Source organism: Jeotgalibacillus marinus, from assembly GCF_040801915.1.
Classification (GTDB): domain Bacteria; phylum Bacillota; class Bacilli; order Bacillales; family Jeotgalibacillaceae; genus Jeotgalibacillus; species Jeotgalibacillus marinus.
Map to the genome: position 1 here is coordinate 1 of NZ_JBFMIA010000367.1, position 218 is coordinate 218.

The 218-nt window shown below is 66.5% G+C and carries 1 protein-coding gene; it reads right to left on the reverse strand.

What is annotated here, in order from left to right; genetic code table 11:
- The coding region (locus tag AB1471_RS18200) for a N,N-dimethylformamidase beta subunit family domain-containing protein (protein ID WP_367781113.1) at positions 1 to 218 on the reverse strand (218 nt) is incomplete at both ends.

Genomic DNA, 218 nt, shown 5'->3' on the forward strand with positions numbered 1-218 from the left:
CGATACGGCGTGAGCACGTCCGCGTCTCGATGGATATCGAGGTCGACGCAGTAGTCGACCTCGTAGCCGCGCGCCTCGAGCCACGCGATGAACGGCGCATCCCAGTGTGCGAACGTGTTGCGCGGGGAGCTCGGATCGTACGGGTCGTGTTCTTGATGCCAGCAGTCGCCACCGGCACCATTGCCCGGCCGCTGCAGCGTGACCTTGAGCCCACCCGG